The sequence below is a fragment of the Alkalimonas amylolytica genome (assembly GCF_900107845.1).
Classification (GTDB): Bacteria; Pseudomonadota; Gammaproteobacteria; order Enterobacterales; family Alteromonadaceae; genus Alkalimonas; species Alkalimonas amylolytica.
Genome location: NZ_FNRM01000025.1, coordinates 1 through 1,796, shown reverse-complemented (window position 1 = coordinate 1,796; position 1,796 = coordinate 1). Strand labels below are relative to the sequence as shown.

Genomic DNA, 1,796 nt, shown 5'->3' with positions numbered 1-1,796 from the left:
AATCCCCTGCCAACGCTGCTCGGTCAGTTGGCTAAAGGCATTAAAGGCCTGATGCTGTTGCAAACCACTGCTGTACTCGCGGTGAACTTCACGCCTGGCCGCATCAAAATTACGCCACAATACCGGTTGCTGATTAATCGCCAACTGGCTCAGCTGGCCATTGCTGTGGTAGTAATACTGCAGCACGGTGTCATCGGGCAATAAGGTCTGGCTGCGCTTGCCTGCGGCTTGGTTTTTAAAATAATATTGTAAAAGAGCAAAGAATTTAAACGCTAAGCAGCAACACAACGATCCAGAAAATGTCTCACATACTAAATGTGAGGCACTATAGAAGGTATAACTCTACGTCCTTTAAATAACTCTCTATTCTGCTGAAATGATTGAGCTAATTTTGCTGTTTCAATCTGGCTGCTACACACTTTAGCGATCTCTTCAGAAGTTAGCTTGACGCAAATATCAATTTCAACAGGGCCTCCCGTAAAAAAGGTCAAATACCAGTCGCTCTTGTCATTCACTAAGATATATGAATATGCCTCTTCAAATATTATTTTCATGAGCTAGTTTTCGCATTTTCTGTGGCCTCATAAAGGCTCATTTCTTTGAATCCTGATTTAGGTATTGCATCTATAACAGCTTCATCATGACCAGTAGATAATTTGCCTTCAGGAAGCCAAAGCTTGACTATTTCATTGCAAAACGTAAGATGCGCCGTAAGCATACATTTAATATGCTGGACAATGTCTGATGAGAGTTTTAGATATGTCGTCAAATTTAAAGTGCCAATCAGGCCTGTTTTCAGCTGGGTTATCTGTACTACAAATGACTGATACACCAAGACCTTCATAAGGCAGCATATAATAAAATGAAAAACCTTCTGGAGGTGGGATGGACGCAAATAGTGAGCCATCAGCTTTGTATAAATTTAGCTGCTCAATATTCAATTCCTCACTTTTGCACATTACATAAACCATTTCATTATTGCTGTTATATATTGCAAATTTTGAGTTTTCACAAGGGATGTTTATTGTCTCAGAGTCATTATCCCAAGTGACAACTCCCCCATCAATTCTTGGTGTGATCATATATTTAACCCTTTATTTTATGAGATTTTCATCAATAACTTTGACATACTTCATCCTATCTGGAGCTATAACAGTCTTATCGTATTGGAGTTGAGTACCACCACCAGGTAAGTATTTTTTATTATCTACTTGCGGCCCAACTGGACCTAAAAGCACTGGCATCGGTTGAGTTACTTCAAACGTAACCACTCGATCAATTTCCTTTTTCCATTCATCTTTAACTGCTAATTTATTTCGAACATAATCTACATCAGGTATATCGTCAAACGTTCCAAATGCACCTGGCATATCAGAAGGTTGACCTGGACTCATTGCCATTTGAAATTTCGTACCTGGTAATAATGTTGCCTGTACTGGTATATAACCAATCGGCCAAGGAGACTGCCCGTCAATCAACTCACGGTATGCCTCAGCCGCAGCAGAAGAATTAGCGAAAACTCCTTTATGATCTTTCTGAAATTCATTCCAAGCATTCTCTTTACAACTCAACCCCAACGGATCCACCCAGTTGATGTGATTCGGGGCGTATTGGTAGTGGTTTATCCCTCCCAGTAACCCTATCGGATCCTGGCTGATAAAGCGGCCGGTGGTTGGATCGTAGTATCGGAAGTGGTTGTAGTGCAAACCACTCTCTGCATCAAAATACTGCCCCTGAAAGCGGATCGGGTTATCAATTTGGTTTACCGTTACCGTCGCTTTACCAAAGCTGCTGTA

General features: G+C 41.1%; 3 protein-coding genes. All 3 read right to left on the bottom strand.

Annotation, left to right across the window (positions count from 1 at the left end):
- A partial coding sequence (locus tag BLW37_RS18535; protein WP_139243763.1) for a hypothetical protein occupies window positions 1-201 on the bottom strand: 201 nt, incomplete at its 3' end.
- Window positions 202-722: 521 nt separating this feature from the next.
- Window positions 723-1,082, bottom strand: a complete 360-nt coding sequence (locus BLW37_RS18665) for a hypothetical protein (RefSeq protein WP_139243762.1) — start codon at window positions 1,080-1,082, stop codon at window positions 723-725.
- A gap of 12 nt (window positions 1,083-1,094) precedes the next feature.
- Window positions 1,095-1,796: RHS repeat-associated core domain-containing protein (locus BLW37_RS18985; protein ID WP_281248665.1), on the bottom strand; the 702-nt coding region annotated here is incomplete at its 5' end.

What these genes read in the sequence shown, in the direction of transcription:
- BLW37_RS18665 (WP_139243762.1), bottom strand. Translation starts at nt 1,082, where the DNA reads ATGATCACACCAAGAATTGATGGGGGAGTTGTCACTTGGGATAATGAC.